The sequence below is a fragment of the Mycobacterium sp. OTB74 genome (assembly GCF_029892685.1).
Lineage (GTDB): Bacteria > Actinomycetota > Actinomycetes > Mycobacteriales > Mycobacteriaceae > Mycobacterium.
Genome location: NZ_JARXVD010000012.1, coordinates 147,851 through 173,959 on the forward strand (window position 1 = coordinate 147,851; position 26,109 = coordinate 173,959).

Sequence of the window (26,109 nt, forward strand, 5' to 3'; positions counted from 1 at the left end):
CGCCGTCACCACCCAGCAGGTCAGCGCCGCCGGGACCAACCGCAGGTCGACACCCGCGGTCGCCGGCTCGACCGGCGCACTCACACTTTGACCAGAGCACGCAATTTCTCCAACCGGCCCGGTCCTATGCCGTCGACTTCGCCCAACTGGTCAACGCTGGTGAAGCGGCCGTGGCTACCGCGCCAGCCCACGATCGCCTGGGCAGTCACCGGCCCAACCCCCGGCAGCACATCGAGTTGCTCGGCGGTGGCGGTATTCAGGTCGACCAATTCCTTTGGTCCGGAAGCCTTTCCGGTGGTCGTCGGAGCCGTGGTTCGATTCGGGGCCGAACCGACCGAACTGTGCACCGACGATGGCGCGCCCAGCGGCGCGGTGATGCCCACCAGGATCTGTTCGCCGTCCTCGACCCGGCGCGCCATGTTCAGGCCGACCAGATCGGCACCGCCCAGCGCACCACCGGCCGCGGCAAGCGCATCGGTTATCCGAGATCCGGCAGGCAATGTCACCACACCGGGCTTGTGAACCAGTCCGACGACACTGACCACCACGGGTTCAGCCTTGGGAGCCGGTGCGGCGCCGGTTGTACTGGACGAAACCATTTGGACTGGTGGCAGTTTCGCCGCCGTGACCGGTGGCTTGTCGTCACCCAGGACAGCGACCACAGTGACCAGCACCGCGACCACCCCAAGCACCGCGAGGGCGATAACTCCGGCGCGACCAGGATCTGCCCGGACAGTAGCCAGCCACCCCGGTCCGGTCGGCACCGACTCCGGCAACCATCGCGACAGCGAGGTGTCGTCGTCACCGTCGGCGGCGGACTCTGGGTCAGGCTCCGCACCGATCCGGCGGGTGAGCCGCTGCGTGGGTGATTCGATGTCCATATCCCGAAAGTAGGCAACTGCACCAACACAATTCGGCAGTGCGGTGTGAAGCCGGCGCTGTCTGTGGATGAATCCGCGACTGTGGATAACCGCTCCCGTCGCGACCGCAGACCAACGAACTAGACCGGAAGCGTTGTGCCCGTCTCTTTTTCTGCGAAGTCGATCAACCGCCGAGCCACTTCGTAGTCGCAGGCCACCGCTGCCCGACCACTTAAAGTCGGACCGCCTTTGAGCCCGAACCTGCTGTCGATGCCCACGTAGCTGCCCGGTGGAATCGGCTCGCTGATGCAGTAGAGCGTCGGGGCGGCGCCGGCATCGATGTCATTGGCCAGTGCACCGGCCGCAGCCTTGACCACCGAATGGAACGCCGACATCACCCGGGTGTCCGACACATTGGACAGGTTCGACGCCACCCAGCCGGGATGGGTCAGGTAGCTGGTGATCGGCGAGCCCGCCGCGCGCAGCCGACGGTCCAGCTCGAGCCCCCACAGCATGACGGCGAGCTTGGACCGGCCGTACGCCGGGTACGCCGACCACTTCTGGTCGCGCAGATGCGGATCGTCAAGGGCAAAGGCTGCCGACTTGTGCGCATCAGAAGCGACGTTGATGATCTGTGATCGCACCCGGTCGAACAACAGATTGGTCAGCGCGAACGGTCCGAGGAAGTTGGTCGCCAGCATGGTCTCGAAGCCATCAACCGTCTCCGACCGATTCTGAACGACCACACCCGCGTTGTTGATCAGAATGTCCACGTCACCGCCGACACGATCCGGAAAAGCCTGCACCGACGCCTGATCGGCAAGATCGAGTTGAGCCACTGAGGTGTGGCCGCCCATCTCGGATGCCCGTTGTGCCCCCAGTTCGACATTGCGGACGGCCAAGACCACATGGGCACCCGCGCGGGCCAGTGCGCGTGCGGTGGCCAGCCCGACGCCGTTGGTGGCTCCGGTCACGATGATGCGCTTGCCGGTGAGATTGCCGAGTCGCGACTGGTTCCACTGTGACGTCACGGCCCGAGGTTAACCGCGTCGTCGAACCCATGTGGCCGGGACGCCCAGCCCCACTGGGAACAACCGTTGACATCACCGGGGCCGACTGTTAGTTCTGGAATCGCCCTGATTCCGGTCAGGGTTACCAACATCGGTTCGACGAGGAGCCAGTTGCGCGTGATGGACAGCGCCCGCGAGATCGAAAACTTGCTCTACATCTATGCCGAGCGGATCGACGCGGGGGATCTGGACGGCGTCGCCGCATTGTTTGAGCACGGCCGGATCTGCGGCGTGGAGGACGGCCCGCCGGAAACGGTGTTCACCGGCGTCAAGGGCGTCCGGCAGATGTACGCGATGGCCACGCGGCTGTACGAGGACGGCACGCCGAAGACCAAGCATCTCACCAGCAATGTCCGCATCGACGTCGACGAAGACGCGGGAACTGCAGGCAGCACCGCCAATTATCTGGTCACCCAGGCAACGGCGGACCTACCGCTGCAGGTGATCATCACCGGCCACTATCGCGATACGTTTCACCGCGTCGACGGCGCGTGGTGGTTCGACACCAGGATCATGTTCGTCGACCAGGTCGGCGACACCAGCCACCATCTGAAGTTCTGAGCGCGGTGGGAAGCCCGTTCAGTGCGGCCGCACTGATGGCTGCGGCCGAGCAGAAAGAGGGCCTGCACGACTGGGGCTCGATGCCATTCCGGGAGCCGCTGGCGGTGCTCGCCGATGCCTATGCCGCAGCAGATCTCAACGACATAGGCGTGCACGTGCTGCGCTCAGGTCTGGTCCACAGCCTGCGAATGCGGCTGCGGGCTCAAGAGTGGACGAACCGGCATCCAGAGATCACCGAGGAGAAGATCGCCGCACCGATCGTGGTCGTCGGGATGATGCGCAGTGGAACCACTCTGTTGCAGCGCCTGCTGGCCGCCGACGATCGCGTGCACTGCGCCTACGGGTGGGAGGTCGTCGAGGTCGCACCGAAGCTGGAGCACCACTGGTCCACCGACGCGGATCCCCGGATCGCCATCAGCGAGAAACGCGAGGCCATGTCGCGCGAGTTGGCTCCGGAGTTGTTCGCCATCCATCCGATGTACGCGCGCGAACCTGAAGAGGAGATCGTCTTCCTGTCCGACGCCTTCCTGTCCCACGTGCCCGAGTCAGGAGCACACGTGCCGACGTATCGGCACTGGCTGGACAGACAGGACTTCACCCCCGCCTACGTGTACCTGCACCGGATGTTGCAGTTCCTGCAATGGCAGAAAAGACGAAGCGGTAGGACGGCCCAACGTTGGGTGCTCAAGTCCCCGGCCCATCTCGGCTACCTGGACGCACTGCGCGCACAGTTTCCCGACCTGCACATCGTGCACATGCACCGCGATCCGCGCGAGACCATTCCCTCGGGCGCCAGCCTCAACGCCACACTGCACGCCATGCACACCGATCGCGTGGACCGCGACCGCATCGGCGCGCAGTGGCTGCAGCGCATGGGCTGGACGAACGACCGAGCGATGGCCACCCGAGCTGGCTGGACCGACGACACCACCATCTGCACCGACATCGAGTTCGCCGATGCGGTGCGCGATCCCATGGGACAAGTGGCCCGGGTGTATGACGCCGTCGGACTAGACCTGACCGACGGCACAGAAGCGGCGATGCGTCGCTGGCTAGCCGACCGCCCGCGAGAACAGGCCCGGCCGTCGTACTGCCCGGCTGATTTCGGTCTCAGCGACGCCCAGATCGACGCCCGGTTCGCCACCTACAACTCCCGATTCCGCTCGGGCACAAAACCATTGAGGAGTGTTTGATGGCCGAGTTCACCGGCAATCCCGTCGCCACCGAATCGCAGCACGAGCAGGAATTGGCAGCGCTGGAACTGATGGAACATCCGACGGTACGAGCGGCCTACCGTAGTGTGGCCGACACCTGGCTGAGCCGGGCCAAAGCCTCCGATGCCATGCGGACGGTCTTCGACCAGGCCTTCGCCGAGGTGATGTTCTCGGCCGCAGTATGGTCGTCCAACCAGGACAAGCTGCGGCCGAAGGTCAGTTGCATCACGCGGTTGGCTCACCCGGTGGCCGGTCGATCGATCCCCGGATCACGTTGGGGTATAGACAATCCCGACACTGTATATCGGGTCATTCCGATTTCGGGCGATGAAGGTTATGAGATACGCGGTCGGGTCGGCGCCAACCGCATGACCGAGAATTATTTCACCCTGTGGGACGCCAACATGGGCACCGTCGCGGTGCTCAACGGCCGCACGATGGAGGTGGAATCTGACGGTACCTTCACCATCAGCGTGGACAGCGATCCAGCCGGCGGGCGACCCAACCACGTGCAGTCCACCCCCGAGGCGCATGAGTTCTACATCCGTGACGTCCTACTGAACTGGGAGCGCGACGACCCTAATCATCTAACGGTGCGACGGCTCGGATCAGCTCCGTCGAGCCCGGCCCGAACACTTGATGAGCAGGCCGAGGCCACCGCCGCCATGATGGCTCACTTCGCGGACTTCACCGGCAAGCTCAGCCACGGCGTGTACAAGATGGCGCCCAACAACTTCAACCTCGCGTGGTCGGCCGACCGAGTCGGCGCGATGCGCAACCAGGTATACGTGATGGGCCGATTCGACCTGGCGCCGGGCGAAGCGTTCGTCGTCGACGTCAGCGACGGCGGCGCTGAATACTTCACCGTGCCGTTGAGCAATATCTGGGGCACCACACTGGAACTCGTCGACCGCACCGGCAGCCTGAACAAGGCGCAGTCGACACCCAACGACGACGGCACGTACACCTACGTCATCTCCCCAACCGACCCGGGGGTCGCGAACTGGATCGACTCCGACGGGCTGATGGAAGGCATCCTGACCCTCCGCATGGCCGAATTCGGCGCCGACGGACCAACCGAAGACCTCGGCGCCCGCGGCCGCGTCGTGAAGCTCGACAACCTTGAGACGGATGCGCCGGCACTGCACCGAGTGTCCGAGAAGGACCGGGCGACCCAAATCGCCGACCGACGCGCGGCGTACCTGCGCCGCCTGCCAGAAGGAACCCACTGACATGGCGCATTGGTTGATAACCGGATGCTCGACCGGCATCGGCCGCGAAATAGCCCGCACCGCTTTGGAAGCCGGCCACTCTGCGACAGTGACGGCCAGACGGACCGAGACTATTTCCGACTTCGCCGACGACTTCGGCGAACGAGCCCAGATCGTGGCGCTGGATGTCACGGACAAAGACCAGATCGTCTCCGCCGTCCGAGCCGCTGACGAATCATTCGGCGGTATCGACGTACTGGTCAACAACGCGGGCAACGGCTACCTGTCGGCGGTCGAAGAGGGCGAGGACGACAAAGTCCGGAAACTGTTCGACACCAACTACTTCGGAGTGGTCGACACCATCAAGGCCGTGCTCCCCGGGATGCGCGCCAGGCAGTCCGGGCACATCGTCAACATATCCTCGATGACCGGACTGGTTGCCAATCCGCCGAACGCGTACTACTCATCGACGAAGTTCGCCCTCGAGGCGTTGACCGAAGCCCTGGCGCAGGAAGTCGGGCCGTTCGGCATTCGGGTGACGGCAATCGAGCCCGGCGCGTTCCGGACCGACTGGGCGGCGCGGTCGATGTGGGAATCGTCTACTCCGATAGGCGAATACAACGACAACGTGGGCGCCCGCAAAACAATGATCAAGGAATTCGCCAACCACTTGCCTGGTGATCCGCGAAAGGTCGCCGAGGCGGTGCTGATGGTGACGACGCTCGACGAGCCGCCGCTGCGCCTGCTACTGGGCCGCGACGTGCTCGAGGCCGTCCGTGACAAACTCGCGGCGTTCTCCGAGTCGATCGACCGGTGGGAAGCCGTCACCAAGGACGTCAACTTCCCCAGGCCACAATGATGGGCGGTTCCCTCGAAGGTCAGGTGGCCTTCATCACGGGTGCCGCCCGCGGCATGGGTCGGGCGCACGCCGTCAAGCTCGCCGCCGAGGGCGCCGACATCATCGCTGTCGACGCTTGCACGGAATTCGACTCCACCGACTATGCCGGCGCTACGACCGAAGACTTGGCCACCACGGCGAAAATGGTTGAAGACCAAGGTCGTCGAATCATGGCCCGCCAGGTCGACGTTCGGGACGGTGACGCGGTGGACACCGCGGTCACCGACGGGGTGCGCGAGTTCGGCCGACTCGACATCGTCATCGGTAATGCCGGGATCATCCGGTTGAGCGACACCGATCAGCGTCGGCAGACATTCCGCGACATCATCGAGGTCAACCTGATCGGGGTCTGGAACACCGTTGACGCGGCGATCCCGGCACTGATCGCCGGCGGGCGCGGTGGGTCCATCGTGCTGACGAGTTCCAGCCAGGGCATCAAAGCCTCGGGCACCGAGCGCCCAGGCCTGCAGGCATACGCGGCGTCAAAACGTGCGCTGGTGGCACTCATGCAGGGGTGGGCGCTGCAATTGGCCCCGCATTCGATCCGGGTCAACACCATCCATCCCAGCGGCGTCGCCACCGACATGATCATGAACGAGACGACCATGGCGCTGGCCGCTGCCGGTGACCCCTGGTTGCTCAGTCAGCAGAACGCCCTACCTGTCGCCCTCGTAGCGCCCGAGCAGATCGCGGCTGCGGTCGCCTGGCTGGTCTCCGACGCCGGGTCGTTCATCACCGGCACCTCTTGGCCACTCGACGCGGGGTTCACCTTGAGGAGCTGAGCGATGGTTTTCGGCATCAATGGATATGTGACCCGGGTTACGTCGATGAACACTCTGCGAATAGTGTCGGCCCATGACAACCAAGGCTCCGATCCGTGTCATCCAGTGGACCACCGGCAACATCGGCAAACGCTCGCTGCACGCGATCATCGGCCGCGACGATATGGAACTGGTCGGGGTGTATGCCTACGGCGCGAACAAGGTCGGCGTGGACGCCGCCGATCTGGCCGGCTGGCCCGAGCCCACCGGTATCAAGGCCACCAACGACATCGAAGAACTGATCGCCCTCAAACCCGACGCCTGCTGTTACAACCCGATCTGGCCCAGCATCGACGAGTTGGTACGGCTCCTGGAGTCAGGCATCAATGTGTGCTCCAGCGCAGCCTGGATCACCGGCGGCAAGCAGACGCCCGAAGATCGGGAACGCATCGAAAAAGCTTGCCAGACAGGTAATTCCACGATCTTTGGCAACGGCGCGCACCCCGGTCTGACCAACATGGTCGGCATGGTGCTGTCCGGCTCGTGCGAGCGGGTCGACGAGATCCGGATCACCGAGTCGGTGGACTGCTCGACCTACGAGTCGGCGGGCACCATGATCGCGATGGGCTTCTCGCAGGATCCGGAGACCCCGGGCCTGGCCGAGAGCGTGCGCCGGGAGAGTGAGGTGTTCGCCGAGTCGGCGGCAATGATGGCCGACGCGATCGGCGCCACGCTCGATCGGATCACCTTCGACGTGCAATTCACCGCCGCCACCGCTGACTCCGACCTGGGCTTCATGCAGATCCCCAAGGGCACCGTCGGCAGTGTCTTCGGCTACCACCGCGGCTGGGTGGGCGACAAGAACGTGGTCAGTGTCGGATTCAACTGGATCATGGGCCGCCACGTCACCCCACCCAAACCGGTGGCGCACGGCCATGTGATCCAGGTGTTCGGGCTGCCCAACATGCGCACCGTGATCAATTGCCTGCCGCCGAAGGACTGGAACGAGCCGAACCTCAACGGCCTGGGTTCGATCTACACGGCGATGCCGGTGACCAATGCGGTGCCCGCCGTGGTGGCGGCCGAGCCCGGCATCATCACGCTCAAGGATCTGCCGCCGATCACCGGCCGATTCCACGGGTGAGCTAGTCGGCCGCGCTCACGATCACCCCGACCGCACCGGAACCGACATGGACCGCAAGCACCGGTCCCATGTCGGTCACCGTCAGCGAATCCACATGGGGCAGAAGGGAACTCAGCGACGCGGCGATCTCGTCGGCGCCATCGCTGTTGGCGACGTGGTGAACGGCTATGGTCGCGCGTCGATCACCGACCGCCGCGACCACTCGGTCGATCATCGCGGCATGCGCCTTGGTGACCGTGCGGACCCGTTGATCAAGCACCAGCCGGCCGTCGATATCAAGCTTGAGCAGCGGCTTGAGTGACAGCGCCGTACCCAACCACGAAGCCGCAGTGCCGATCCGCCCACCACGGCGCAGATTGTCCAACCGGTGCACGACGATGTAGGCGTGCTGGCGACCAACCTCGTCACGGGCCTGCGCCACGACCGCGTCCAGGTCGGCCCGTTCGGCCGCAGCCCGTGCCGCGGCCAACGTCACGAATCCGACGCCCATGGCTGCCGAACGTGAATTCACCACTCGCACAGACGGACCCAGCTCGCGCGCTACTGCCGTCGCCGAACTGAAGGTGCTGGACAGCGCCGCCGACAAATGCACCGCGACCACACCGTCTCCGCCGCTGTCGGCGAGAGCCTGCAGGTAGATGTCCCGCAGATCTCCGGGCGCCGCACCAGAAGTCGACACATGCGAACGATCCTGAATGTCCGAGGGCACCGAGTCGACACCGTCACGCATATCAGCACTGTCCTGCAGAACGTGCAACGGAACGACTCGAATATCCCAGCGCTGCAAGTCTTCAGGGCTCAACCGAGAGGAAGAGTCGGTTACCACCACCACAGCCATGGCTAGCCGTCGGCCCCCTGCGCCAGCACACCGGCCTCGGCCAGACCCTTGAGCATGAGCTCGGCAACCGCGCGATGCGCTTCGAAGTTCCAGTGGATTCCGTCAGGGTTGGCCCGCCCGGACAGCACCTCGTCGCCGACCGCGGCCTTCAGATCGACCAGCGGAACATCGTGTGCACCAGCCCATTCGGTGATGGCCGCGACGGTCGCATCGCGCCACCGGTGCGAGCTGCCGTAGGTCTCGGCAATATGCACCGAAGGGAGCGTGGCCACGAACGGAATGCCGGGCCGATTGAAATCGATTGCCGCACGGGTCTCTTCGAGATACTCGGCGGTCAGGTGCGGCGGCAGTGCCGGCCGGGCCACCGGCGACAGCCGGGGTTGCAGCCAGCCGTAACCGTCACGGACCCAGCGGCGCAGCCGTGACGGCCGCACATAGCGGATCAATTCACGCAGCGCCGTCGGCAACGGCGACGGGAGCGAATCCATGCCGCAGGTTGCGAAAACGACTGCGCCAGCCTTGGGCAGCGCTGCCCATGACCGCGGGTCCTGGGTGGCCGCCCACCACACGTCGCGGCAGGTCCAGCCGATCCGCCCGATCAGCTCCAGGTCCCAACCAAGCTGGGAAGCAACGATATTCGGCCAAATCCGGGGATCGTCAGACGGCAAGCCACCGGTGGGGCCGTAGTAGGACAGGGAGTCGCAGAAAACCAGCAGGACGGGTCGGCGGGCTGGGGGCACCTCCCGCTCGCGGGGGAGAGCGGAGCGACCCGGGGAGGATGATGCGGGCTTAGAGGACATCATTGGCCACCTGAGCCGAGGCGTTCCACACTTCCAGACGCCACTTCACCGAATCACCTTCACCTTGCCCCGCCAGCTGCACCCAGCTGGCGTTGCCCATGCTGCCCAACACCGGCCAATTGTCCACCGGCAGGTCCAGCAGCGCAGCGGTCAGCGCGGCCATCAGCCCGCCGTGCGCCACCAGCACCACCGGACGATCGGCAGCATCGATGCCCCACTCAGGCAGGTTGCGAATCTGTTCTTCCACTACCGGCATGCTTCGACGGGCCACATCGACGCGGCTCTCGCCGCCGTGTGGCGCCCATCGGGCGTCGTCACGCCAGGCCAGCCGGGCGCCCGGCGCGGCAGCGTCGACCTCGTCGTGTGTCAACCCCTGCCAGTCACCCAGGTGGGTTTCGCGCAATCTCTCATCGACGGTCACCGGGACCCCGGCCCGCTCGCCCAACGTGGTGGCGGTGTCCAGCGCGCGGCGCAGATCCGACGAGATGATCACCAGCGGCTGACGCTTGGCCAGCACCTCAGCGGCCGCCACCGCCTGCTCGCGACCGAGCTCGCTCAGTTCGGTGTCGAGCTGGCCTTGCATCCGGCTGGTCGCGTTATAAGTGGTCTGGCCGTGCCGCAAAAGCAGGAGTCTGCGATTCCTCACTCGACGTCCTCTGCGAAATCATCGTCGGCATCGGCCGGTTTGGCGGGCAGCTCCCCATTGAGGTCGACCGACAGCACCGGGCAGTCCCGCCACAACCGGTCCAACGCGTAGTACTCGCGCTCCTCCTGATGCTGAACGTGCACCACGATGTCGATGTAGTCGAGCAGCACCCAGCGTCCTTCGCGGGTGCCCTCTCGACGGGCCGGCTTGTGGCCCGCCCAGCGCATCTTCTCTTCGACCTCGTCGACGATGGCACCGACCTGACGATCGTTGGACGCCGAGGCGATCACGAAGAAGTCGGTGATGACCAACTGCTCGGACACGTCGATGACGATGATGTTCTCCGCAAGCTTGGTCGCGGCCGCGCGGGCGGCGACGGTCGCCATCTCAAGGGCTTCTGGTGAGGCCGTCATGGTTTCTCCTGGTTGTGCGTGGCCTGATAAAGCCCACGCTTTGACACGTACTGGACGACGCCGTCGGGCACCAGGTACCAGATGGGTCGGTTGGCCTCAGCCCGGCGCCGGCAGTCACTAGATGAGATGGCCAGTGCCGGCACCTCGACCAGGGTCAGCGCGTCGGCCGGCAACTCCTTGCGGGCTGCGGCAATGTGCTTGCCGTCCAGCTCGTAGCCGGGCCGGCTGACCCCGACGAACCGGGCGGTGGCGAACATCTCTTCCCAGTTCTGCCAGGACAAGATGGAAGCCAGCGCATCGGCGCCGGTGATGAAGAACAGGTCGGTGTCCGGGTTCTGCGCGGCCAGATCGCGCAGCGTGTCCTTGGTGTACGTCGGGCCGCCGCGGTCGATGTCGACCCTGCTGACCGAAAAGCGCGGGTTGGCTGCGGTGGCGATCACCGTCATCAGATAGCGGTCCTCGGCGGCACTGACATGCTGGTCCCGCTTCTGCCACGGCTGACCCGTGGGCACGAAGACCACTTCGTCCAGATCGAACAGATCAGCGACCTCACTGGCCGCAACGAGGTGACCGTTGTGGATGGGGTCAAACGTCCCACCCATTACGCCCATCCTGCGTCGATTCACGATTGGCCAGCTTACGGCAGTGCCCCCAGGAGCCGAGACCGACGACCTGCGGTAACGCCGGCCCACGCCGAAATCTACGTTCTGGCCGCTTTTACTCGCACTTTGTGGCCCGGTTGTCCGTTTGGGCGGAAATTAGACGGGGAGCAACTGGTCGATCACCGAGGCAAGCTGCTTGGCAGAGCGGCACTCATGCATGGTGATGACGTCCTGGTACTTGGGCACCGCAGAGTCGCCGCTGCCCCACAAGTGCTGGGGCTCGGGATTGAGCCAGTGCGCGTGCCGGCTCGCGTCAACCATCCGGGCCAGCAGATCGGTCTCCGGGTTGCGGTAGTTGTTGCGGCCGTCGCCGAGCACCAGCAGGGCGCTGCGCGGCGAGAGCACGTTGGGCCATTTGTCCATGAACGAGACGAAGGCATGGCCGTAATCGGAATGTCCGTCGCGCGTGTAGACCGCAGCTTCGCGGGTGATCTTCTGCACCGCGACCGCCAGATCGGCGTCGGGGCCGAACAGCTCGGTGACCTCGTCGGTGGTGTCGATGAAGGCGAAGACCCGCACCCGCGAGAATTGCTGGCGCAGGGCATGCACCAGCATCAGGGTGAAACTGCTGAAACCCGCGACCGAACCGGACACATCGCACAGCACCACCAGTTCGGGACGGGCCGGGTGCGGCTTCTTCAGCACGACGTCGATGGGCACACCGCCGGTGGACATCGATTTGCGCAGTGTCTTGCGCAGGTCGATCTGGCCGGCGTGAGCACGCCGGCGCCGGGCGGCCAGGCGGGTCGCCAAGGTGCGGGCCAACGGAGCCACCACATTGCGCATCTGGCGCAGCTGATCGCCTGAGGCCCTGAGGAACTCGACGTTCTCGGCCAGCTGCGGAATGCCGTAGGTCTGTACGTGGTCGCGGCCGATCTGCTCGGCGGTGCGCCGCTTGGTCTCGGCCTCGACCATCTGCCGGAGCTGCGAAATACGCTTGGCAGCAATGGCTTTGGCGATCTGTTCCTGCGTGGGCGAGGGTTCGTCGCCGTACGGTGCCAACAGCCCGGCCAACAGCTTGCCCTCGAGTTCGTCCAACGCCATCGACTTCAGGGCCTGATACGACGAGTACGACGGACCACGGCTGGAGTTGTACCGGCCGTACGCCTCGACGATCTGCGCGATCATCGCCATCAGCCGGTCGTCCAGACTGGCCATGTCAGAGTCGGCCAGCATGTCGAGCAACGCCGAGCGCATGGCCTCCACGTCCTCGGGCGGCAACCGGTCCGGGCTGTCCTCCGAGTCCTCGTCGGCTTCCAACTCCAGGATCGCCCGGTCCCCCATGGCCGCCGGGAACCAGAGGTCAAACATCGCGTTGTAGGTGTCGCGATGGTCGGGCCGGCGCAGGACGGCGCAGGCCAATCCCTCACGCAGGACTTTGCGGTCACCGAGGCCCAGGGTGGCCATCACCCGTCCGGCGTCGACGGTCTCCGAGGGGCCGACGTTGATGCCGACCTTGCGCAGCGCTTCGACGAAACCCACCAGGTGGCCCGGAATGCCTTGCGGGGCAAGGGGTTGGGTGGGACGGGTGCGGCGGACGACCATACTGAATCATCTCCCCTTCGCGCGAGCGCTCATCGGTGATGCCTAGTTGAGCTTCAGCTCGCCGGCTGCGCGCTGCTGGTCGGACTGGTGCTTGAGCACCACCCCGAGGGTCGCGGCGATCATCGAGTCGTCGATGGTGTCCATGCCGAGCGCCAAAACCGTGCGGCCCCAGTCGATGGTCTCGGCCACCGACGGCAGCTTCTTGAGCTGCATGCCGCGCAGCACGCCGATGATCCGGACCAGTTCGTCGGCGATCTTCTCCGGCAGTTCGGGCACCCGGGACAGCAGGATGCGCCGTTCCAGATCGGGGTCCGGGAAGTCGATGTGCAGGAACAGGCAGCGACGCTTGAGTGCCTCAGACAGCTCGCGGGTGGCGTTCGAGGTCAGCACCACCAGTGGGGTCTGCTGGGCCTTGATGGTGCCGAGTTCGGGCACGGTGACCGCAAAGTCGGACAGGATCTCCAGCAGCAGGCCTTCGATCTCGATGTCAGCCTTGTCGGTCTCGTCGATCAGCAGCACGGTGGGTTCGGTGCGCCGGATGGCGGTCAGCAGCGGACGGCTCAGCAGGAACTCCTCGCTGAACACGTCCATCTTGGTCTGGTCCCAGTCGCCGCCGGCGTTATGCCCGGACTGGATGCGCAGGATCTGCTTGGCGTGGTTCCACTCGTACAGCGCGCGGGCCTCGTCGACACCCTCGTAGCACTGCAACCGGACGAGTTCCGAGCCGGTGCACTGCGCGATGGCCCGGGCCAGTTCGGTCTTGCCGACGCCGGCCGGTCCTTCGATCAGCAGCGGCTTGCCCAGCCGGTCGGCCAGGAAAACCGCTGTGGCCGTTGCGGTGTCGGGCAGATAGCCGGTTTCGGCGAGCCGCTTGGCCACATCGTCGATGTCGGCGAACAGCGGTGCCGAACGGGCGGGTGTACTCACAGGTTTAATCTCCCTCTAAGCGCGAGCGCTCATCGAGCGCCACGTCTGGTCTCAAGCCGGCCGGGTGTGGCCGTCGCCCCACACAATCCATTTGGTCGACGTCAGCTCGGGCAACCCCATGGGGCCACGGGCATGCAGCTTCTGGGTCGAGATCCCGATCTCGGCGCCGAAGCCGAACTGCTCACCGTCAGTGAAGGCGGTGGAGGCGTTGACCATCACCGCCGCAGCATCGACTCGCTCGGAGAATCTTTGCGCCGCAGCCAGATTGGTGGTGACGATGGCTTCGGTGTGCCCGGTGCCGTACTCGTTGACGTGCTCGATGGCACCGTCCACACCGTCGACGACCGCCACCGCGATATCCAGCGTCAGGAACTCCGCACGCAGCTCGTCATCGCTGGGGTCCAAGTGCACGGTGACACCGGCCTCCTGCAGCGCAGATACCAAGCGCGGCAACGCGGTATCGGCGATGACACGGTCCACCAGAAGCGTCTCGGCCGAGTTGCACACGCTGGGCCGACGGGTCTTGGAGTTCAGCAGGATGCGTTCTGCCACATCCAGATCGGCCGCCTGATCGACGTAGACGTGGCAGTTACCGACGCCGGTTTCGATGGTCGGCACGGTGGCGTCCCTAACCACGGCATCGATCAGCCCGGCGCCGCCCCGCGGGATCACCACGTCGACCAGGCCGCGGGCCTGGATCAGATGGGTGACGCTGGCGCGGTCCTCACTGGGCAGCAGCTGCACCGCGTCCTCGGGCAGTCCCTCGGCGGCCAGCGCCGAGCGCAGCGCGGTGACCAGCGCCAGGTTGGAGCGTGCCGCCGACGAGCTGCCGCGCAGCAGCGCCGCATTGCCGGACTTCAGCGCCAAGCCGAAGGCGTCGACCGTCACGTTGGGCCGGCCTTCGTAAACCATGCCCACCACGCCGAGTGGCACGCGCTGCTGCCGGATCTGCAGACCATTGGGCAGGGTGCTGCCGCGCAGCACTTCACCGACCGGGTCGGGCAGTCCGGCGACCTGACGAAGCCCGGCGGCAATGCCGTCCAGACGCTGCGGGTTCAGGGCCAACCGGTCGAGCATTGCCTCGGCGGTGCCGGCGGCGCGGGCAGCGTCCAGGTCCTCGGCGTTGGCCGCCAAAACGTCGTCAGCCGCGGCCAGCACCGCGTCGGCAGCGGCGTGCAAAGCGCGGTTCTTGGTCTCGGTGGTCAGGGTGGCCAATACGCGCGCGGCAACGCGGGCCCGGCGGGCGGCGTCGTGGACCTGCTGACGCAGGTCGGCAGGTGCTTGCACACTCATTAGCCCAGCTTAACGAGGTATCGGCAATGCGGCCCGGGCGGGTTACGGTTACCCGATGGCTCGGGTGACCGTGGTGGGCAGCGTCAACATGGACCTGTTCCTAGAAGTGGCCCAACTACCCAGTCCCGGGCAGACCGTATTGGCGTCGGCATCGCGCTCCGAGCCCGGCGGAAAGGGCGGCAATCAGGCGGTCGCTGCGGCGCGCGCCGGTGCCGATGTGCAACTGGTGGCCGCGATCGGCACCGACGCGTCCGGCATCGCATTGCGGAAACATCTGCAGGACAACGGGGTTGGCATACAGGGTTTGACGGAGCTGCCGGTTCCGAGCGGCACAGCAGCGATCATGGTCGGCAGAACTGCGGAGAACATGATCGTCGTGGCTCCGGGCGCCAACACTCATCTGACCCTGGACTCGGCGTTGGCCCGCCGACTCGCCTCCGACTGCGATGTGATGTTGCTGCAGTTGGAGATTCCACTGCCCACCGCGCTGGCCGCGGCGCGTCAGGCCTGCTCCGCTGGTGTGACGGTAATGGTCAATGCCTCCCCCTCTGGTGCCGATCCGGAGGCCCTCGCCCAGTTGGCCGCCGTCACCGACGTGGTGATCGTCAACGAAACCGAGGCCGCGGAGTGGAATTGGCCGACACCCCATCTGGTGATCACCCAAGGTGCGGACGGCGCCACCTATCGCAGCAGCGCCGGCGAAACCCACACCGCGGCACCAGCAGTCGAGGCGGTCGACACCACCGGCGCGGGTGATGTCTTCGCCGGTGTGCTGGCAGCGGGCTGGACCGCCGACCCCCAACACGCCCTCCGCCGGGCTGTGACCGCCGGCGCGCTGGCCACCCTCGTGCCGGGCGCAGGCAATTGCGCGCCGACCGACGAGGCGATCGAAGACGCCCTGGGGAGCCCCAACTGAAGCGCCAACAGTAGGCGTTATAGTCGGTGGCCATGACAGCGCGACCGCCCGAAGGCGACTGGCTCGGCACTCCCTACCTGCGGTTTGAGCGACAGGGACCGTTCGCGGTGGTGACCCTGGATCGCCCGCAAGCGCGCAACGCGATGACACCGGCGATGTACTTCGGCATCCGCTACGCCGTCGGGCATGTCGACGCTGATCCCGATCTGGCCGGGCTTCTGATCACCGGCACCGGCGATGTCTTCGCGCCCGGCGGCGACCTGGGCGGCGGAGACGGCGTCGACGACTGGATGACCTTCGGTGCGGCATTGAACATGGATGTGACGCCGTTCGAGACACTGCGCCAGTCGGTCAAGCCGGTGGTATCAGCAGTCAACGGCTTATGCCAAGGCGGCGGTCTGCAGATCGCGCTGTGCAGTGATATGGCAGTGGTCAGCGACCGCGCCACCTTCCGGGTGCCTGAGCTGTACCGCGGTATCGCCGACACCTACTACGCCCAGACCCTGACCCGGATCATCGGCCCGGTGCGGACCCGGGACCTGATGTTCACCGGCCGGGTACTGACCGCGCAGGAAGCCGCCGACTGGGGCATGGTCGCCCGGGTGGTGCCGCACGAGGAACTGGACGCCGCGGCCCGCGAGGTGCTCACCGCGTGCTGCCGGACGGCGCCGAGGGCGCGGGGTGTCGTAAAGTCCAGCATCGACAACTACCTGGGCCTGTTCGACCGGATCGGCATGAAGGCGAGTTACAGCGGCGATGAAGCCCGCCAAGGGTTCGTCGCGTTCAAGCAGCGCCGCTCCCCCGACTGGGTGCACCCGGACCTGCGCAGCGACGGGCGGCTCTAAAGCTCAACGCCGAACGTCGTGGGCGATGGCCAGCCCGCTGTCGTCATCGACCATGGACTGGCTGATCAGCACCCGACTTCGGCTGGGCGACATGGTGATTGACAGGTAATGGTGTGGCCGGCCGGCTGCACCCTTGCTTGCGTAGGCCACCCGGTTGACGCGGATCAGCGCCGAACCGATGGCCACCTCCAGTAGTTTGGCGGTCACCGGCGTCGCGATCTCCGCCGTCATCTCGTGCACCATTCGCCCGATCTTCACGCCCGCATCGGCCAACAGGTCATAAAGTGCGCGCTCGGTCAGCGAGACCGGCGAAACGGGTTCGGCGAGGTCGGCAGGCAGCCAAGCCTCGGTGATCATCAACGGCTCACCGGTGCGGCGCTCTCGTCGGACTCGCAGGATGTGCAGCATTTCGCCATCGGCACCGAGCGCCTCGGCGACCGCGGCCGGGGCCGTGCGGGTATCGAACTCCACCACGTCCACGTCGGTTTCGAACTGGGTCTGACGCAGCTCATCGGTGTACGACTGCAGTTCGGGCGGTCGCGTTGAACCACTCTGTCGCACAAAAGAACCCACGCCGTGACGTCGCTCGATCAGGCCATGGTCAGCCAGGTCGGCCAGCGCCCGGCGCACGGTGATCCGCGAGACGCCGAACTGTTCACCGAGCGACTGCTCGCTGGGTAGCGGATCGCCGGGCGCCAACGCTCCGCGGGCAATCTCGTCGTGCAGCACCAAGAACAGCTGACGATGCAGTGCCACACCGGCATCAGCTGTCACGACTTTGGTATCCCGCACAGCGTCATGGTTTCACATACCTCCTTGTCGCACGCTCGATTACTTGTTATATGTATATAACAACAGGATGACACAGGGAGAGAGCAGTGAGCGGACCCACGGACCCCGGCGGTCCCACTGGCGCCCTGGCCAATTGGGTCGCCGACCTGGCCTTGGACGATGTTCCCGAGCCGGTGCTGCAGCGCGCCAAGCATCTTCTGCTCGACGGCATCGGCTGCGCGCTGATCGGCGCCGGGCTGCCCTGGTCGCGGGTGGCCACCGATGCCGCGCTCGGTCTGGAACCAGCAGGCGACGCGGCGGTGATCGGCACCGGCCGCACCACCAGCGCCGTCGGAGCCGCTATTCTCAACAGCACATTCATTCAGGGCTTCGAGCTCGACGACTTCCACCCGCTTGCTCCCCTGCACAGCTGCTCGTTGGTGATCCCCACACTGCTGTCCACGGCACAGATGCACGGATCGGTCACCGGCGCTGACTTCCTATTGGCGGCCATCGCGGGTTTCGAAGTGGGTCCCCGGGTCGGTTACACGCTGCACGGCAGCCAAATGCTGGACCGTGGTTGGCATTCCGGGCCTGTGTTCGGCACCCACACCGCCGCCATGTCGTCCGGCAAACTGCGTGGGCTCGACGCGGCTCAACTCGAAGACGCCCTCGGTTTGGCGGCGACCCAGTCGTCGGGCCTCATGGCGGCGCAGTACGAAGCGATGAGCAAGCGCATGCAACACGGGTTCGCCGCCCGCAATGGCCTCTACGCTGCGGGCCTCGCCGCGGCCGGGTACACCGGGATCAAGCGGGTCTTCGAGCGTGAATACGGCGGATTCCTCAGCGTTTTCGGTGAAGGCCACCAGCCCGACCCAGCGCCGCTGACCAACGGACTGGGCCAGTGGTGGGAGACGTCCGTCATCATGGTCAAGTCCTACGCCGCAATGGGCGGGTTGCACGGCGCCATCGATGCTGCCCGCCGCATATACGATGACATTGCTGGCCAACAAGTTTCACATGTCGACATCACCGTCGGCGAAACCGTCTACAAGCACGGCTGGTGGGTTCCGCAGCGCCCGCTCCCGCCGATCGGCGCGCAGATGAATATCGCCTACGCCGTTGCCGCCGCGCTGCTCGACGGCAACGTGCTGCCCGAGCAGTTCACGGCGGCCCGCCTCGACGCGGACGATATCTGGGATCTGATCGACCGCACCGAGGTCCATCTCGACGAATCCCTCAGTGGCGCACCCATCACAGAACGCTTCCGCACCGATGTCGTGGTCACCACGGGCGACGGTCACGAGCATCGGGTACGCGTCGACCAACCGCACGGCGCACCCACCGATCCGGTGACCAATGCCGAGCTGGTTGCCAAGTTCCACGCGCTGGCCGACCGGGTGACCGACCGCTCCCGGGCCCAGGCGATCGAGCAGGAGGCGCTGGGACTCGAGACCTCAGACGGGATCGATCACCTCGTCGAATTGTTGGCAGAGCCGGTCTCCGGCGCCCTGGACTGAAACGGACCACCATGACCACACCACGAAAAGCGTTGCGGGAACTGCTGAAGCGCGGCGAATTGATCGTCGCGCCAGGGGTTTTCGACGGCATCTCTGCTCAGCTGACCAAACGCACCGGCCATGCCGCCGCATACATGACGGGAGCCGGAGTCGCGGCCTCGGGCTTTGGCCTGCCCGACATCGGCTTGGTCACCCAGACGGAGATGGCCGAGCGGGCCCGGATGCTGGTCGACGCACTCGATGGCGTGCCACTGATCGCCGACGCCGACACCGGGTATGGCGCCCCGCTGAACGTCGTGCGCACCGTGCGGTTGTTCGATCTGGCAGGGGTTGCCGCGATTCAGCTTGAGGATCAAGCGTTTCCGAAGAAGTGCGGGCATCTGCCCGACAAGCAGGTGGTCGATGCCCGCGTGTTCGAGCAGACGCTGGCAGCGGCCCTCGACACCCGCTCTGACGAGGATCTGCTGATCGTGGCGCGTACCGATGCCCGAGCTCCGCTGGGTCTGGACGCCGCGATCGAGCGGGCCAACCGGTATGCGGCCGCTGGAGCCGACGTCATTTTCGTCGAGGCACCGCAGGGTGTCGAGGAGATCGAACGCATCGCCCGCCAAGTCGAGGCACCCCTGCTGATCAACCTGGTGCTCGGCGGACTCACCCCATTCGAATCGGCCGACAGGCTCCGACAACTGGGCTACGCCATCGCCATCCATCCCGGAAACGCCCTGGCCCGTGCCGCCTTTGCCATGTTGGAGGGGTTATGCGAACTCAACGGGACCACCGCCGCCGAGTTCGTTCCCACCAGCCCGGCCGAATTCTTCAACCTCTTCGGGATGGCGGACTGGGCCGCGCTCGACACCAAGCTCGCCGAAAAGGAGTAATGCCATGGGCCTGACCATCATCGAGAAAATCCTGGCCCGCAAGGCCGGACTGGACACCGTCTCGCCGGGCGACACCGTAGTTGTCGACGTTGACATGACAGTGCTGATCGACCTGCAATTCGCCACCATGTGGATTCCGCCCAGCCGGATCAACGACCCAGACAAGCTGGCCATCGTCATGGACCACGCGGTGCCTGCTCCGACCCTCAAGGACGCCGCCGGTGGACCACATGCCCGGAAGTTCGCCGCCGACTTCGGCATCGAGCGCTTCTACGATGTCGGCCGACACGGCATCTGCCACCAGGTGATCGCCGAGAACGGGCTGGCCCGGCCTGGAGAAGTGTTGGCCTGCACCGATTCTCACACCTGTGCCGCCGGCGCCTTCAACACCGCCGCCCGAGGACTCGGCCCGGCCGAGGTGTACTCGATCATGTGTACCGGCAGCACCTGGTACCAGGTGGCTCCGACCATCCGGTACGAGTTCGAGGGCACCAAGCCTGACACGGTCAGCGGCAAGGACGCCTTCCTCTACATCGCCGACCGCTACGGCGACGCGGCGAATATGAATCTGGAGTTCGGCGGTCCGGGGCAGGTATCGATCCCGATGCATGACCGCCGGACCATCGCCACCCAGTGCGCCGAGGTGTCTGCGGATTTCGCCACCTTTGAGGCCGACGACGTTCTGGTGAGCTACCTGGCCGAACGTGGCGTCACTGACTACCTTGCCGCCCAGCCGGATTCCGATGCGCGCTACGCCGAAGTCCGCAGCGTCGACCTGTCGACGCTGGAACCCTACGTGGCGCGGCCCGGCACGGTGAGCCGCAACGGTGTTCCGGTTTCGCAGTTGGAACGCCAGAAGATCGACCAGGCGTTCGTCGGCTCGTGCGCCAACGGTCAGCTCGAAGATCTGGAGATCATCGCAAAGGTGTTGCGCGGCAATACCGTCGCACCCGGCGTGCGCCTGCTGGTCACCCCGGCGTCGCAGGCGGTGTACCGGGAAGCGATGCGATTGGGCTACCTGCAGGACATCGCCGATGCCGGCGCGGTGGTCACCAATTCCACCTGCGGCGCCTGCTTCGGCTACCACATGGGGGTCGTCGGTCCCGGCGAGGTCTGCCTGACCTCCAGCACGCGCAACTTCACCGGCAGGATGGGCAGCACCGAGGCGCACATCTTCATGGCCTCTCCCGCGACGGTAGCCGCCTCGGCGATCGCCGGATACATCACCGACCCGAGGACAGTGACCGCATGACCATCAGTTTCACCGGACGCGTATGGGTTTTCGGCAACGACCTGAACACCGATGCGATGTACCCGGCGTTCGCCATGAAGATGGATCCACCCGAGGCGGCCCGGCACATCTTCTACGAGGTACGCCCCGGTTGGACCGACGAGGTACAGCGCGGCGACATCGTGATGGCGGGCCGCAACTTCGGGGTCGGGTCGTCTCGGCCGGTGGCAGCACTGTTCACCGAACTCGGGGTGGCCGGCCTGGTCGCCGAAGAGTTCAACTCGTTGTTCTTCCGCAATGCCGTGAATTCCGGGCTGCCGGCAATGACGCTGCCCGGCGCCACCGAGCTGTTCACCGACGGTGACACTGGGACGTTCAACCTCACCGACGGTACGTGGCGCAACGACAGCACCGGCGCAGCCGGGCAGGTGCCGCCGCTGCCCGATCTGCTACTGGACATCATCGCCAGCGGTGGGGTGATGCCCAGGCTGGCCGAACAGGGTTATCTGCCAACCGAACTCGCCGGATTGCTGCGATCCTCGACGGTGGCCATGCGCGGCGCCGGGAGCGGCGCATGATCGCCACCATCGGCCGGCTGCTGCGGCCGCTGCGCGCCGACCCAGCCCGAAGCCCTTTGGCTGCAGCAGGATTCGACGCTCCGCAGACCATCGCGGTGTCCAGCCCCGAATTCGTCGAGGGCGGCCACATGCCGTTCAGCAGCGCGGGCCACGGTGTTGGCGACAACGTCTCGTCGGAACTGAACTGGACCGGCATCCCCGAGGGCACGCGGCAGCTCGTGCTGATTCTCGACGATGTCGACGTGCCGCTGCGTACGCCATTGATCCACAGCGTGGCGATCCTGGATGCCGACGCCAAAGGCCTTGCGGCAGGGGCGTTCACGTCGGCCACCACCCGCATCGTCCCGACCATGCTGAGCAGGCAGGGTTACGCCGGGCCGCGGCCCATCCCCGGACACGGCCCGCACCGCTACCGGTTTCACCTGCTGGCGCTGGACTGCTCATTACCCGCGGACACCCCATCGGTCCCCTCGGTGCTCCGGGCAGCCTCAGGGCATGTCATCGCACGGGGCACACTGACCGGTCACTACCAGCGCTGACCCTGCCTTTCGACTGAGTGCGTCTCAGGGTTAGGCAGCCGCAGCAGCGGCACTGGTGACCGGCATAGCGTCGGCCCCAGCTCCCACGGTCGGCAGCGTCACGCCCACATCGGAGATGTTGATGTACCCGAACGAGGTGAAGCTCTGGTACGGCGTGGTCGAGGCGACCAGCTGCAGAGTGAGGGGATCACCCGCTGGTGCCGTGGTCGGGTCGTAGGTGTAAGCGATGTCCTCCAGATTGACCGTCACCTGATGCGTCTGTCCATCCAGGGTCACCGGAATCGGCGTCACCACGTTGCCAACGACTTGGCCGGTGGCGTTGTCGATGATCTGACCATAGACGAACCGGCTGGTCCCGAGTCCCGAGTAGGTCAAGGACACCGACGGCGCCCCGACCACTTGGGTGGTGCCAGCCGTCGGCAGAACCAACGGGACGTTGATCGCGTTGGTCGCCTTCGTCGGGACTACCAGCGAGTACGGCAGCGCCACCTGTGCTCCGTCGGGACCCGAACCCCCGATGATCGGCACGATCGGCAGGAACCCGCCACCGGTACTGGTGTCGGTGATCGGGGTCCCATAGAAGCTCGACGACGTCGGGAGCGTGTCCGCCGTGTAGAACTGGCCGGTCTGATCGACCCACTGGAAGGTCGGCAAGGTATCGGCGGAGGTTTCGCCTTTGAGGTAGGTGTTCATCCAGTCGAGCGTCGCGTTGGTCAAGATGGTGTTCTGCTGGGTGCTGTCGACCGGATCGAGGCAGACACCGTGGCCACCGCAGTACCAGATCATCTTCACGTTGGGATTACCAGCCAGCGTCAGCAAGTTGGCGTTGGTCATGGCCTGCTGCAGCGTGAACAGATCATCAACGGTGCCTTGGATGAGCAGCGTGGGCGCGGTGATGTTGCTGACCGTTTGGGCCGGCCCGCTGCTGGTCAACAGGTCCTGCTGACTCTGGGTTAGTACGCCGAACAAGTCACCGAGCACGACGCCCGAGTACAGCTGGGGGTTGATCCGCGCGCCCGTCTGCACCAGATCCAGCAGCAGCAGGGATGCCCACGAGGTCTTGAACGCCCCATCCGGATACAGCGCCTCGTTGAGCGAATTCCACGCGATGGTCGGCACGATAGCGTCGATGCGCGGATCCTGAGCGGCCGAAACCCATTGGATGCCACCGCCATACGAGCCGCCGATCATACCCAGCCGCGGATCACCCGGATTGTCCAGTTGCACGCCGTTCTGGTAGGCGATCCAGCTGATGACGGCCGAAACGTCCTTGCCCTCATAGGCCGGATTGTCGAGCTGCAGCACTCCGCCGGAGTCGTATTCGCCGCGGGGATCCCAGGTGACGACGTTGTAGCCGGCGTCCCTAAACGTGCCGACACCGACCGGGCCGGTCGAATTAGGGTTGGTATCGCCGGCGTTGCCCAGCCCCGGGCCGTCCATGATCGTGGGCGCCACATCTCCGGCCTGCAAGCCTGAGGCCGGGAAGAAGTTGGTGCTGATGAGCGTGCCGTCGAACGAGGCCACCTTGTAGGTGTAGGCCACCGGGGTGCCAGCGGGAGCCAGGGTGGCCAAGTCAACGTTGACCGGCACCACCTGCGACGATCCGATGATCTGGGCCAGCAGCTGACCCAACACCGGAGCCTGGTAGACGGTCACCAGCAGCTGCGGCACGAAGGAGCCCACCAGCGGTATGGATTCGAGCGCCGTGTCGAACGCGGTCTGCTGGGCGACCAGCACGCTGAAGTTCTCCGGCGTACCCGAGGTGACGTCGGACAGGTACGGCAGATAGGTGTATGTGCCGGTCGACGTATTCAGGTTGATCTTCGCGCCACCGGTCGGCCCGCTGACGACTGTGTACACCAGGGTCCCGGTGAACGGAGTCCCGATTGAGCCGTTGATGATGCCGTCGGTAATCGTAATGAGCGGGGTCGGGACAACGAGCGGGTTCACTGCTGCAGTACTGGCCACAGTCGGGGTGACGGCAGTCAGGCTGGTGGTAGTCGACGTATTGGCAACCGAATTCGATGTGACAGTGCTACCTGTGCCGGTATCGATGCCAAGCTCGCGACGGACCGCGGCGAGCAACACCCAGGCGGCCGTCGGCTCGACGGGGGCGTTGGGTGTCGAGCCGACGAACGGCTTGAGCAGGTCGGCGACCACCTGTGCCAGCGGCTGCACGACTACCGACGTGGTTGCAGTAGATGTCGTGGTGGTCGCGGCAGCTGTCGTGGGTACGACAGCGGCGACCGACGCCACAGCTGGTGACGAGGACGGCGCACTCTGACCCGACGCCGTGCTGGATGTGGCCGGTGTGGTCGACGCGACCGCTCCGGTGGCCGTGGTCTGGGAGACCTGCGACGTGGCTGACGTGGCCGGCGCGACTGCCGTAGCCGACTTGGCCGACTTGCCTGGCTTGCTCGCGCCCGCAGAGTTTCCTGAAGCCGCAGTTGCATTGAGTGCTTGCGTCAACTGCTGTTTGATCGCGTCCCGAATGGCGTCCACCGGATCAGCGGACGCGGTGGTTCCGCCAGCGCCACCGCTGGTGGTCCCCGCGGCTCCAGAACCGTTGCTGGGCGCGGTTTTTGCGTCAGAACCCCCTGAAGAGCCCGCCGAACCCTTCGAGCTCTTGGGTTTCAGTCCCTTGCCCTGCTGACCTTGGCTACCTTGGTTGGAGGTCGATCCGCTGCTTTGGTTGTCGTGCGACGCCCCCGACGATCCCGAGGCGTTCGGGGCAGCATTGGCCACACCGCCACCGAGAACGATCGCTGTTCCCACTCCGAGTGCGACGGCCAGTCCCCCGACTCGACCGATGTAGCGTGCTGCAGGCACGGGTGCCTCCTCCGTTGTTGGCAATACCCCTTTGACTCCAGCCTGGAAGCTACTCCTCTGCAAAAAGCCGCACTGACGCTTTCGTCAATAGGGTGCAAACCCCTTGTCCCCCAGCGGGCAACGCTTTGTTACCCGGCGCCCGCGGCTGTGCTGTTGTCTGGCGCGACCGTAGCTCCCACCGTCGGCAAGGACACCCCGACCGACGACACGTTGATGAACCCGAATGAGGAGAAGCTCTGGTACGGCGTAGCCGAGCCGACCAGTTGCAGTAGGAGCGCGTCACCCGGTTCGGCCGTGTACGCGATGTCCTCCAGGTTGACCGTGACATCCCGGACCTGGCCGTCAAGCGTCACCGGTATGGGCGTCACCACATTGCCGACCACGCGCCCGGTGTTCTTGTCGACAATCTGGCCGTAGACGAACCTGCCGGTCCCTAGCCCTGAATAATGCAGCGTCACGACGGGCGCGCCAACCACCTGGGTCGTTCCGGCCGGCAGATCCAGCGGAACATTGATGGCATTCGACGCCTTCGTCGGGATCGGCAGCGAATTCTCCAGCGCCAGCGGATTTCCGTACGGGCCCGACCCACCGATGATCGGCACAATCGGCATGAACCCGCCGGCCCCGGTGTCATTGATCGGCGTGCCGTAGAAACCCGGATCGGTCGGCATCACGTCCGACGAATAGAACGCGCCACGTTGATCAACCCATTGGAAGGTCGGTCCCGTATCGACCGACGGGTCCTTCTTGACGTAACGGTTCAGCCAATCGAGCGTCTCGCTGGTCAAGAGGGCATACTAATGCGCGGTTTGGGCACTATCAAGGTCAAGGCAGACACCGTGACCGCCACAGAACCAGATCATCTTCACCGGCACCGGGTTGCCGTTCGCATCGGTATTACCGGCGAGCAGGTCGACATTCGTCATCGCCTGATGCAGCGTCACGAGGTCGTCGACGGTGCCCTGAATGATCAAGGTAGGCACAGAGATCTTGTCCACGAGATCGCCGGGACCACTGCTGGTCAGCACATCCTGCTGGCTCTGATTGAGGATGCCCAGCAGATCGGGTCTGCTGCACGATCAGGTGACAGTTTTCTCACGCGGCTTGTCTGGCCGGTGCGGTCATGATTGCTTCGAATTCGATCGGGGTCAACCGGCCT

General features: G+C 65.4%; 27 protein-coding genes. 14 read left to right on the forward strand and 13 right to left on the reverse strand.

The window, feature by feature from the left end:
- Positions 1–80 precede the first annotated feature (80 nt).
- Together M2432_RS17370 and M2432_RS17375 are read right to left on the reverse strand one after the other, a co-directional pair.
- Positions 81–881, reverse strand: a complete 801-nt coding sequence (locus M2432_RS17370) for a ComEA family DNA-binding protein (RefSeq protein ID WP_280828058.1) — start codon at positions 879–881, stop codon at positions 81–83.
- A gap of 119 nt (positions 882–1,000) precedes the next feature.
- Positions 1,001–1,891, reverse strand: a complete 891-nt coding sequence (locus M2432_RS17375; protein WP_280828059.1) for an SDR family NAD(P)-dependent oxidoreductase — start codon at positions 1,889–1,891, stop codon at positions 1,001–1,003.
- A gap of 156 nt (positions 1,892–2,047) precedes the next feature.
- On the opposite strand from M2432_RS17375, the gene M2432_RS17380 reads away from it, so the two are divergent.
- The 6 genes from M2432_RS17380 (at position 2,048) to M2432_RS17405 (ending at position 7,719) form a co-directional block, all read left to right on the forward strand.
- Entirely contained in the window at positions 2,048–2,491 is a 444-nt protein-coding gene (locus tag M2432_RS17380; protein WP_280828060.1) for a nuclear transport factor 2 family protein, read from the forward strand.
- 35 nt (positions 2,492–2,526) lie between these two features.
- The gene (locus M2432_RS17385) at positions 2,527–3,684 is read left to right on the forward strand and encodes a sulfotransferase (RefSeq protein ID WP_348536316.1); all 1,158 of its coding nucleotides are present in this window, start codon (positions 2,527–2,529) and stop codon (positions 3,682–3,684) included.
- The gene (locus M2432_RS17390) at positions 3,684–4,937 is read left to right on the forward strand and encodes a hypothetical protein (RefSeq protein WP_280828062.1); all 1,254 of its coding nucleotides are present in this window, start codon (positions 3,684–3,686) and stop codon (positions 4,935–4,937) included. The genes M2432_RS17385 and M2432_RS17390 overlap by 1 nt, the downstream gene beginning before the upstream one ends.
- A gap of 1 nt (position 4,938) precedes the next feature.
- Positions 4,939–5,775, forward strand: a complete 837-nt coding sequence (locus tag M2432_RS17395; protein ID WP_280828063.1) for an oxidoreductase — start codon at positions 4,939–4,941, stop codon at positions 5,773–5,775.
- The gene (locus tag M2432_RS17400) at positions 5,775–6,596 is read left to right on the forward strand and encodes a mycofactocin-coupled SDR family oxidoreductase (RefSeq protein WP_280828064.1); all 822 of its coding nucleotides are present in this window, start codon (positions 5,775–5,777) and stop codon (positions 6,594–6,596) included. Before M2432_RS17395 ends, M2432_RS17400 begins: the two co-directional genes overlap by 1 nt.
- A gap of 73 nt (positions 6,597–6,669) precedes the next feature.
- On the forward strand, positions 6,670–7,719 hold the full coding sequence (locus M2432_RS17405; protein ID WP_280828065.1) for a dihydrodipicolinate reductase: 1,050 nt from the start codon (positions 6,670–6,672) through the stop codon (positions 7,717–7,719).
- A gap of 1 nt (position 7,720) precedes the next feature.
- On the opposite strand, the gene M2432_RS17410 is transcribed toward M2432_RS17405, so the two are convergent.
- The 8 genes from M2432_RS17410 to M2432_RS17445 form a co-directional block, all read right to left on the reverse strand.
- Positions 7,721–8,557 (reverse strand): DegV family protein, encoded by an 837-nt coding sequence (locus tag M2432_RS17410; RefSeq protein ID WP_280828066.1) that lies wholly within the window; start codon positions 8,555–8,557, stop codon positions 7,721–7,723.
- Positions 8,558–8,559: 2 nt separating this feature from the next.
- Entirely contained in the window at positions 8,560–9,357 is a 798-nt protein-coding gene (gene octT / locus M2432_RS17415) for a diglucosylglycerate octanoyltransferase (protein WP_280828067.1), read from the reverse strand.
- Positions 9,347–10,003: a glucosyl-3-phosphoglycerate phosphatase gene (gpgP, locus tag M2432_RS17420; RefSeq protein ID WP_280828068.1), complete on the reverse strand. Its 657-nt coding sequence runs from the start codon at positions 10,001–10,003 to the stop codon at positions 9,347–9,349. Before gpgP ends, octT begins: the two co-directional genes overlap by 11 nt.
- Positions 10,000–10,416 (reverse strand): ribosome silencing factor, encoded by a 417-nt coding sequence (rsfS, locus tag M2432_RS17425; protein ID WP_280828069.1) that lies wholly within the window; start codon positions 10,414–10,416, stop codon positions 10,000–10,002. Before rsfS ends, gpgP begins: the two co-directional genes overlap by 4 nt.
- The gene (gene nadD / locus M2432_RS17430; protein WP_280828098.1) at positions 10,413–11,027 is read right to left on the reverse strand and encodes a nicotinate-nucleotide adenylyltransferase; all 615 of its coding nucleotides are present in this window, start codon (positions 11,025–11,027) and stop codon (positions 10,413–10,415) included. The genes rsfS and nadD overlap by 4 nt, the downstream gene beginning before the upstream one ends.
- A 147-nt stretch (positions 11,028–11,174) precedes the next feature.
- Entirely contained in the window at positions 11,175–12,623 is a 1,449-nt protein-coding gene (locus M2432_RS17435; RefSeq protein WP_280828070.1) for a VWA domain-containing protein, read from the reverse strand.
- A 42-nt stretch (positions 12,624–12,665) separates the two neighbouring features.
- Positions 12,666–13,550: a MoxR family ATPase gene (locus M2432_RS17440; protein WP_280828071.1), complete on the reverse strand. Its 885-nt coding sequence runs from the start codon at positions 13,548–13,550 to the stop codon at positions 12,666–12,668.
- A 51-nt stretch (positions 13,551–13,601) separates the two neighbouring features.
- Entirely contained in the window at positions 13,602–14,843 is a 1,242-nt protein-coding gene (locus M2432_RS17445; protein WP_280828072.1) for a glutamate-5-semialdehyde dehydrogenase, read from the reverse strand.
- 55 nt (positions 14,844–14,898) lie between these two features.
- Here M2432_RS17445 and M2432_RS17450 point away from each other — a divergent pair, with 55 nt between their 5' ends.
- Together M2432_RS17450 and M2432_RS17455 are read left to right on the forward strand one after the other, a co-directional pair.
- Positions 14,899–15,759: a ribokinase gene (locus tag M2432_RS17450; protein ID WP_280828073.1), complete on the forward strand. Its 861-nt coding sequence runs from the start codon at positions 14,899–14,901 to the stop codon at positions 15,757–15,759.
- Positions 15,760–15,791: 32 nt separating this feature from the next.
- Positions 15,792–16,604: an enoyl-CoA hydratase/isomerase family protein gene (locus M2432_RS17455; RefSeq protein ID WP_280828074.1), complete on the forward strand. Its 813-nt coding sequence runs from the start codon at positions 15,792–15,794 to the stop codon at positions 16,602–16,604.
- A 3-nt stretch (positions 16,605–16,607) separates the two neighbouring features.
- On the opposite strand, the gene M2432_RS17460 is transcribed toward M2432_RS17455, so the two are convergent.
- Complete coding sequence (locus tag M2432_RS17460; RefSeq protein WP_280828075.1) at positions 16,608–17,396, reverse strand: GntR family transcriptional regulator; 789 nt, start codon at positions 17,394–17,396, stop codon at positions 16,608–16,610.
- An 86-nt stretch (positions 17,397–17,482) separates the two neighbouring features.
- Here M2432_RS17460 and M2432_RS17465 point away from each other — a divergent pair, with 86 nt between their 5' ends.
- From M2432_RS17465 to M2432_RS17485, 5 genes are read left to right on the forward strand one after another with little or no spacing between them, the layout of a single operon-like run.
- Positions 17,483–18,895: an MmgE/PrpD family protein gene (locus M2432_RS17465; protein WP_280828076.1), complete on the forward strand. Its 1,413-nt coding sequence runs from the start codon at positions 17,483–17,485 to the stop codon at positions 18,893–18,895.
- Between the two features lie 11 nt (positions 18,896–18,906).
- Positions 18,907–19,773 carry an isocitrate lyase/PEP mutase family protein gene (locus tag M2432_RS17470; protein ID WP_280828077.1) on the forward strand — a complete coding sequence of 289 codons (867 nt, stop codon included), beginning with the start codon at positions 18,907–18,909 and terminating at the stop codon, positions 19,771–19,773.
- Positions 19,774–19,777: 4 nt separating this feature from the next.
- Positions 19,778–21,025, forward strand: coding sequence for an aconitase/3-isopropylmalate dehydratase large subunit family protein (locus M2432_RS17475; protein ID WP_280828078.1), 1,248 nt, complete (start codon positions 19,778–19,780; stop codon positions 21,023–21,025).
- Positions 21,022–21,582, forward strand: coding sequence for a 3-isopropylmalate dehydratase (locus M2432_RS17480; RefSeq protein ID WP_280828079.1), 561 nt, complete (start codon positions 21,022–21,024; stop codon positions 21,580–21,582). The genes M2432_RS17475 and M2432_RS17480 overlap by 4 nt, the downstream gene beginning before the upstream one ends.
- Positions 21,579–22,121, forward strand: coding sequence for a YbhB/YbcL family Raf kinase inhibitor-like protein (locus tag M2432_RS17485; RefSeq protein WP_280828080.1), 543 nt, complete (start codon positions 21,579–21,581; stop codon positions 22,119–22,121). The genes M2432_RS17480 and M2432_RS17485 overlap by 4 nt, the downstream gene beginning before the upstream one ends.
- 30 nt (positions 22,122–22,151) lie before the next feature.
- Here M2432_RS17485 and M2432_RS17490 read toward each other — a convergent pair whose 3' ends face one another.
- The gene (locus M2432_RS17490; protein ID WP_280828081.1) at positions 22,152–24,950 is read right to left on the reverse strand and encodes a CocE/NonD family hydrolase; all 2,799 of its coding nucleotides are present in this window, start codon (positions 24,948–24,950) and stop codon (positions 22,152–22,154) included.
- Positions 24,951–25,078: 128 nt separating this feature from the next.
- A complete protein-coding gene (locus M2432_RS17495) occupies positions 25,079–25,738 on the reverse strand; it encodes a hypothetical protein (protein WP_280828082.1) in 660 nt (219 codons plus the stop codon).
- Positions 25,739–25,789: 51 nt separating this feature from the next.
- Between M2432_RS17495 and M2432_RS17500 the strand changes: the two genes are divergently transcribed.
- Positions 25,790–26,077: a hypothetical protein gene (locus tag M2432_RS17500; protein WP_280828083.1), complete on the forward strand. Its 288-nt coding sequence runs from the start codon at positions 25,790–25,792 to the stop codon at positions 26,075–26,077.
- Positions 26,078–26,109 lie beyond the last annotated feature (32 nt).